The organism is Salipiger sp. HF18 (genome assembly GCF_011806505.1).
Taxonomy (GTDB): Bacteria; Pseudomonadota; Alphaproteobacteria; order Rhodobacterales; family Rhodobacteraceae; genus Salipiger; species Salipiger thiooxidans.
In genome coordinates this window covers 1-6,697 of the sequence record NZ_JAATOS010000214.1, presented here as the reverse complement: position 1 = coordinate 6,697, position 6,697 = coordinate 1, and the positions used below count along the sequence as shown (strand labels likewise).

The 6,697-nt window shown below is 66.9% G+C and carries 9 protein-coding genes; 6 read left to right on the top strand and 3 right to left on the bottom strand.

Annotated elements, in window-relative coordinates:
- The coding region (puuE, locus tag HC022_RS16240) for an allantoinase PuuE (protein ID WP_167453126.1) at nucleotides 1–922 on the bottom strand (922 nt) is incomplete at its 3' end.
- 142 nt (nucleotides 923–1,064) lie between these two features.
- On the opposite strand from puuE, the gene uraH reads away from it, so the two are divergent.
- The 4 genes from uraH to smpB all read left to right on the top strand — a co-directional run bounded on the left by uraH (nucleotide 1,065) and on the right by smpB (nucleotide 4,076).
- Nucleotides 1,065–1,424 (top strand): hydroxyisourate hydrolase, encoded by a 360-nt coding sequence (gene uraH / locus HC022_RS16235; RefSeq protein ID WP_167453125.1) that lies wholly within the window; start codon nucleotides 1,065–1,067, stop codon nucleotides 1,422–1,424.
- A 98-nt stretch (nucleotides 1,425–1,522) separates the two neighbouring features.
- Entirely contained in the window at nucleotides 1,523–2,191 is a 669-nt protein-coding gene (locus HC022_RS16230) for a response regulator (protein ID WP_008887157.1), read from the top strand.
- A complete protein-coding gene (locus HC022_RS16225) occupies nucleotides 2,188–3,537 on the top strand; it encodes an ATP-binding protein (protein WP_167453124.1) in 1,350 nt (449 codons plus the stop codon). The genes HC022_RS16230 and HC022_RS16225 overlap by 4 nt, the downstream gene beginning before the upstream one ends.
- A 68-nt stretch (nucleotides 3,538–3,605) precedes the next feature.
- The gene (gene smpB, locus HC022_RS16220; RefSeq protein WP_008887117.1) at nucleotides 3,606–4,076 is read left to right on the top strand and encodes an SsrA-binding protein SmpB; all 471 of its coding nucleotides are present in this window, start codon (nucleotides 3,606–3,608) and stop codon (nucleotides 4,074–4,076) included.
- A gap of 362 nt (nucleotides 4,077–4,438) precedes the next feature.
- Here smpB and HC022_RS29235 read toward each other — a convergent pair whose 3' ends face one another.
- Nucleotides 4,439–4,783, bottom strand: coding sequence for a VPLPA-CTERM sorting domain-containing protein (locus tag HC022_RS29235; RefSeq protein ID WP_254885125.1), 345 nt, complete (start codon nucleotides 4,781–4,783; stop codon nucleotides 4,439–4,441).
- 36 nt (nucleotides 4,784–4,819) lie between these two features.
- Entirely contained in the window at nucleotides 4,820–5,071 is a 252-nt protein-coding gene (locus HC022_RS29230; RefSeq protein ID WP_254885124.1) for a hypothetical protein, read from the bottom strand.
- Between the two features lie 441 nt (nucleotides 5,072–5,512).
- Between HC022_RS29230 and xrt the strand changes: the two genes are divergently transcribed.
- Entirely contained in the window at nucleotides 5,513–6,322 is an 810-nt protein-coding gene (xrt, locus tag HC022_RS16210; RefSeq protein WP_254885123.1) for an exosortase, read from the top strand.
- On the top strand, nucleotides 6,262–6,697 hold a 436-nt coding region (locus tag HC022_RS29225; protein WP_368484680.1), incomplete at its 3' end, for an exosortase-associated EpsI family protein. The genes xrt and HC022_RS29225, both read left to right, overlap by 61 nt.

Here is a 6,697-nt window from a genome sequence, read left to right as displayed (position 1 = left end):
TGGGGCGCTCGGTTTTCACCGGCGGATGGGTCGCGGCCCAGTGCTCGGCGATCTCGAGACGGCGCGGCGTCCAGACGCCGTCGAAGCCCGCGATGTAGTTGAGGAAGCGCTGCAGCCCCGCCACCTTGCCCGGGCGTCCGATCAGCCGGTTGTGCAGCCCGATCGAGAACATCGCGGGTTTGCCGGCCTCGCCCTCGGCATAGAGCGTGTCGAAACTGTCCTTGAGATAGGTGAAGAACTGCTCGCCCTCGATCCAGCCGGGGCTGACAGCGAAGCGCATGTCGTTGGCTTCGAGCGTGTAGGGAATGATGAGCTGATCGCGGCCGTCGACCTCGATCCAGTAGGGCAGATCGTCGTCGTAGGTGTCGGAGATATAGGCGAACTGCCCGGTCTCGGCGGCCAGCCGCACGGTGTTGGACGAGCAGCGCCCTGTGTACCAGCCGCGCGGCGCCTCGCCCACAACCTCGGTGTGCAGGCGGATCGCCTCGGCGATGGCGGCGCGCTCTTCCTCCTCGGGCATGTCCTTGTGCTCGATCCACTTGAGCCCGTGGCTGGCGATCTCCCAGCCCGCGTCCTTCATCGCCTCGACCTGCTCGGGGTTGCGGGCCAGCGCCGTGGCGACGCCGTAGATGGTGAGCGGGATGCCCGCGCCGGTGAACAGCCGGTGCAGCCGCCAGAACCCGGCCCGCGCGCCGTATTCGTAGATCGACTCCATGTTCCAGTGACGCTGCCCGGGCCATTGCGCCGCGCCCGCGATGTCGGAAAGGAAGGCCTCGGAGGCCTGATCCCCATGCAGCACGTTGTTCTCGCCGCCCTCTTCGTAGTTCAGCACGAACTGCACCGCGATCTTCGCGCCACCGGGCCATTTCGCATCCGGGCGGTCCGCGCCGTAGCCGATCATGTTGCGGGGATAACGCTGCATCTGCCCCTCCTGCCCTGGGTCATCGTGGATCGTTGTCATAGCCGGTTAAACGCGCTCTAGTCCGGACAAAACCGCTAAGGGCGGACCTGCGAGCGCGGCCCTGCCCCGCTTATCCGCCTTGCCCAAGAAAGGAGCAAGAGGAATGGCCGAAGGGTATCTCACCACGCATGTACTCGACACCGCCCGCGGCGTGCCTGCGCAGGGCGTGAAGATCGCGCTCTACAGGGTCTCGGGCAATTCGCACCGCAAGCTCGCCGAGACCGAGACCAATGCCGACGGCCGTACCGACAGACCGATCCTGCCCACGGAGAAATTCGCCCCCGGCACCTACGAGCTTGTGTTCTTCGCGGGTGACTACCTGAGGGCCACCGGTCAGGCCGGCGAAGCGCCCATCTTCCTTGACCAGATCCCGCTGCGTTTCGGCATGTCCGACCCGGACGCACATTATCATGTGCCGCTGCTGCTCTCGGCCTACGGATACTCGACCTACCGGGGAAGCTGACAACGCGGTCAAGCAATCGTGCGGCGGCGCCCTCTTGTCTGCAACCTTCGGGGCCGGGTATCCCTGAGGCCACCGACCTTCCCCCGGGACCGAGGCCCATGCGTGTACTGATCGTCGAGGATGATGCCCTGCTCAGCGACGGTCTTCAGGCCGGGCTGCGGCTGTCGGGCTTTTCGCCCGAGGCGGTGTCCTGCTGCGACGATGCCCGCCACGCCCTGCTCAGCGAGGGGTTCGAGGCGATGGTGCTGGATCTCATGCTGCCCGACGGCTCCGGGCTCGACCTGCTGCGCCGGTTGCGCGCCGAGGGCTCGAGCCTGCCGGTGCTCATGCTCACCGCCCGCGACGGGCTCGACGACCGGGTGGCCGGGCTCGATGCCGGGGCAGACGACTATCTCGGCAAGCCCTTCGAGCTGCCCGAGCTCTCGGCCCGGCTGCGGGCGCTGCTGCGCCGGGCGCAGGGACGCTCCGAGAACCTGCTGAGCTGGAACGGGCTCACGCTGGACACCGCGCGGATGACCGGCCTGCGCGACGGACGCGAGATCGCCTTTGCCCGCCGCGAGTTCGGCATCCTGCAGGCGCTGATGGAGCGCCCCGGCGCGATCCTCGGCAAGCCACAGCTCGAGGAACGGCTCTATGGCTGGCAGGAGGACGTCGAGAGCAACACCGTCGAAGTGCATATCCACCACCTGCGCGCCAAGCTCGGCAGCGGCTTCATCCGCACGGTGCGCGGCGCAGGCTACCGGCTGGCACCGGAAGGCACGACATGACCTCGATCCGCGGGCGGCTGCTGGCGATCCTGCTGCTCGCGACCGGGCTGATCTGGCTCGCGGCGGTGGTCTGGACCCAGCATTCCACCCGGCGCGAGGTGATCCACGTGCTCGACCGTCGCCTGCAGGAATCGGCGCAGATGGTCGCCTCGCTGGTCGGCGAAGGCGGGCTGGCGGCGGATGCCGCCGCCTCGGCGATGGTGCAGCGGCACGCGGACGTGGACGGCTTCGCGCTGCGTCACCAGCTGTCCTGCCAGATCTGGGGACTCGATGGCAGGCTCATCAGCGAGTCGCAGGGCGCGCCGAACGGCACGCTCGGCGGCAGCCGCGAGGGGTTCAGCGAGACCCGGGTCGATGGCGAGCTCTGGCGGGTCTACACGCTGGTCGATCCCGAGCACGGTTTCCGGGTCATGGTGGGCGACGCACAGGCGATGCGCGACCACCTCGTGCGCGGCGTGACGGTGGGGCTCATGGTGCCGATGCTGCTGGTGCTGCCGCTTCTGGCCGGGCTCATCTGGTGGACCGTCGGGCGCGGGCTGCGACCGGTCGACCGGCTGGGGGCCGCGCTCTCCGCCCGCGACGCGAGCGACCTCAGCCCGATCGGCACCGACGGCGCCCCGCGCGAGCTGCATCCGATGATATCGGCGCTGAACGGGCTGCTGCGGCGGGTCGGACAGGCCCGCGACCGCGAGCGCAGCTTCACCGCCTTCGCCGCGCATGAGCTGAAGACGCCCCTGGCAGGCCTCAAGACCCAGGCCGAGGTCGCCCGCATGGCCCCGGACGACTCGACCCGCGACAACGCACTGGACCAGATGGCAGAGGGCGTGCGCCGCACCGACCGCATGGTGAAGCAGCTGCTCGAGATGACCGCGGTCGAGCATGGCGTCAGCGCCGAGCCTGCCGACCGGCAGGACGGCGCGCTGCTTCTCGAACGGGTGGCCTCGGACCTGACGCAGCTCGCCTCGGCCCGCGGGGTGAGCATCCGGACCGAGGCAGCGCCGGGGCTCTGGTCGACCGCCTCGGCGACGCTTCTGCAGGCCGCGCTGCGCAATCTCATCGAGAACGCCGTGCAGGCCTCGCACCCCGGCGGCGCGGTCGAGGTCACGCTGTCGCAGGAGGACGGGCAGGCGCGGTTCCGCGTCGCCGACCGCGGCCCGGGTATCGCCGAGGCCGACCGGCCGCATGTGCTCGAACGGTTCTACCGCAGCGCCGGTGCGGCGGGCGGCGGCAGCGGGCTTGGCCTCTCCATCGTCGCGTCGGCGGTCGAGCGCATGGGCGGCACGCTGCGCCTTACCCCGCGCGAGGGCGGCGGCGAGGTCGCCGAGCTGATCCTTCCCGCCGAATAGCGCTGCTTGCGCGCGGCCTGATGCGCCAGCTTATGGACAGGCGGCGCGCGGGATATTACATGCACGCAATGGCCCAACCGAAGACAGACCCGAACTACAAGGTGATCGCCGAGAACCGGCGGGCACGTTTCGATTACGCGATCGAGGACGACCTCGAGTGCGGCATCGTGCTGTCCGGGTCCGAGGTGAAGTCCCTGCGAGAGAACACCTCCAACATCGCCGAGAGCTACGCCGCTGTGGAAAACAGCGAGTTGTGGCTGGTGAACAGCTACATCGCCCCCTACGAGCGGGCCATGTTCGGCCACGAGGAGCGCCGCCGCCGCAAGCTGCTTGTGTCCAAGAAGGAGCTCGCGCGGCTCTGGAACGAGACCCAGCGCAAGGGCATGACCATCGTGCCGCTGGTGCTCTACTTCAACCACAAGGGCGTGGTGAAGCTGAAGGTCGGCATCGCCAAGGGCAAGAAGAACCACGACAAGCGCGAGACCGAAGCCAAGCGCGACTGGAACCGCCAGAAGCAGCGGCTGCTGAAGCAGGGCTGAGTTTTTCTCGAAGCTTTGAGTGACGCGGCTTTGGGTTGGTGCGGATCCTCGGGCCGGCTTGGTGCGGATTCCAACCGACCGAGCTGACGCTTGTTGCCGAGCACCCCTCGAGCCGTAGCACGTTGTCCGGCAAACCTCGCGCCAGAGGTCGACACCCGACACCCGACACCCGACACCCGACACCCGACACCCGACACCCGACAGATCTCGGGCCGCGGCGCATAGCTCGCCAGCCCCTTGGTCTGGAAAAGTCCGGCAGCCCCCGGCCATGAAAAACGGGCTGCGCAATTCTGTGACAGCCCGTCAGGGTCTTGCTGTGCCCGGAACTCAACCCACGACTTCTGTCGCGCAACTGTGAACGATCAGGCCGCCACCCGCTTCCTGCGACGCGAGGCAAACCCGAGCCCGCCCAGCGCACCGATGAGCAGGATCCCCGCCGCCGGCAGCGGCACCGGGGTGACCGAGTTGACGTAGGAGTCGGACGCACCACCCGAAAGCCCCTGAATATGGAGGCCGAAACGCAGTTCGCCCGAGGTCAGTGCATTGATGAGCGACCCGAAGTCCCCGGCGATGTCGAAGATGAAACCCGCGGTCTCGCCTTGCTGGAGACCGTTGAAGTCGCCGGGCCAGAGCCGGTTGTACTTGAAGGTCGGCGTGAACCCCACGTTGGACCCCTGCGGCAACGTTCCACCTTTGGAGCGGATCATGTTGACGGAGCCAGCAGTCTCGGCGGCATCATTGGCTTAAAGGATGGACAAGAAAGCACTCGGTGAGGCGTCGTCCACGAAAACCGTGCGAATGAAATAGTTCATTGCCGGAGCAGCCGCACTCACGATCTGGAACAGCGCCTTGCCGGCACCAAGATCGGTCACATCGAGCGCGAAGTTCGAAGCATAGGCGTCGCCCGCCGTGTTTCCCCCTGCGATAGTGTCGAAGCCGAACGTGACCGCGCTCGCCTGCTGAGATCCATCAAGCAACACCCCTGCGCCGAGCAATCCCGCTATCGCCAAATTTCAGAGTTTTGGTCAGGAAATTCATGTCAGCTATCCTGAAGCAAAGCCTTCAAGAAAAATCTCTAAAGGCAAAATGAGAAACCGTCCGAGCATCTCAATCATATGGATTCCGCGGATGTTGCCGGATTTTCACCCCCAGAGACATCTCCCCGCCGCTCAAGAAGCGGTCAGATCGGGTGCAGTTGATGCTCCGACCAGCAGTCAACACGCGCTGCGGGACTGCACGCCGGATGCCAAGCCGACCAAGGCGGTACCCAGAACGATGCCCGCCCCACAGAAAAACTTACATGTCAGCACCACGAATGCTCCGCGCCGAACGCAGGCTTGCCACGATTTCCCAAGTCCGACCTTGCCACGCGGCGCCAATCTGCCGCAATATCGCGCCTGATTGGTTTATTTCTTATGTCCGGAGTCGATTCGCTGATGTCAGACAGCGCTGAGTCTCGCTTTTTTGCACGTCCCGATTTCCGGTCCTACGACCCGATTGGCTTTCCCCTGTTCGCAGCCCTTGTCGTCGTGGCCTTGCCGATCTTCTGGCTGGGGCTGCAATCGCTCGGCGCCGCGTGGATCACGCCCGAGTACAGCCACGGGCCGGTCATCCCGCTGATCTCGCTCTACCTCTTCCTCAGAGAGCTGCGCCACGATCCCACGCCCGCCCCGTCCGAGCCCGCCACCCGCTGGCCCGGGGTCGCGGTCATCCTGCTGGGCCTCGCCTTCGGCATCTTCGGCAATCTCGTGCGGATCCCCGACGTCGTCACCTACGCGATGATCATCTGGATCGGCGGCATCGTTCTGACCGGCTTCGGCTGGCAGCGCGGCAGGACCCACCAGCTTCCGGTCCTGCACCTGGTCTTCATGCTGCCCCTGCCGCAGTTCGTCTACTGGCACCTGACCATCGTCCTGCAGCTGGTGTCGTCCGAGCTCGGCGTCTGGTTCATCCGGCTGGCGGGCGTGCCGGTCTATCTCGAGGGCAACGTCATCAACCTCGGGGTCTACAAGCTGCAGGTGGCCGAGGCCTGCTCCGGGCTGCGCTACCTGTTCCCGATCCTGTCCTTCAGCTACCTCGTCGCGATCCTCTACCGCGGCCCGTTCTGGCACAAGGCGCTGATTTTCCTCATGGCCGCGATGGCATCGCGCAGGCCGAGGGATTCCAGCACTTCTTCGAGGGCTGGGTGGTCTTCGCGGTCTGCGTCGCCATTCTCTTCGGCGTCGCGGTGCTGCTGCAGCGGCTGACGCCGAACCCGCTGAGCCTCGGCGACACCATCGACCTCGATTTCGAGGGGCTGGGCGCGCAGGCCGCGCGCATCCTGTCGATCCCGCCCGCACGGGGCATCGCCGTCGCGACCCTCGCGAGCCTCGCCGTCACCGCGGCCTTCGTCTTCGCGCCCCCCGCCCAGCGGGTGCAGCCCGAGCGCGAGGCCTTCGCCCTGTTCCCGCGCCAGGTCGGCGACTGGAGCGGACATGCCGAGCCGCTGGACCGGGACGTGGCGCAGGTGCTGAACGCCTCGGATTACATCAACGCGGTGTTCACAGACGCGCGCGACCCGGGGCACGAGGTGGGCTTCTTCTCGGCCTTCTACGACAAGCAGACCGAGGGCTCGGGCATCC

Excerpts from the sequence above, each read along its gene's own strand:
- uraH (WP_167453125.1), top strand. The coding sequence starts at position 1,065 with ATGGCCGAAGGGTATCTCACCACGCATGTACTCGACACCGCCCGCGGC.
- HC022_RS16230 (WP_008887157.1), top strand. The coding sequence starts at position 1,523 with ATGCGTGTACTGATCGTCGAGGATGATGCCCTGCTCAGCGACGGTCTT.
- HC022_RS16225 (WP_167453124.1), top strand. The coding sequence starts at position 2,188 with ATGACCTCGATCCGCGGGCGGCTGCTGGCGATCCTGCTGCTCGCGACC.
- smpB (WP_008887117.1), top strand. The coding sequence starts at position 3,606 with ATGGCCCAACCGAAGACAGACCCGAACTACAAGGTGATCGCCGAGAAC.
- HC022_RS29235 (WP_254885125.1), bottom strand. The coding sequence starts at position 4,783 with ATGATCCGCTCCAAAGGTGGAACGTTGCCGCAGGGGTCCAACGTGGGG.
- xrt (WP_254885123.1), top strand. The coding sequence starts at position 5,513 with ATGTCAGACAGCGCTGAGTCTCGCTTTTTTGCACGTCCCGATTTCCGG.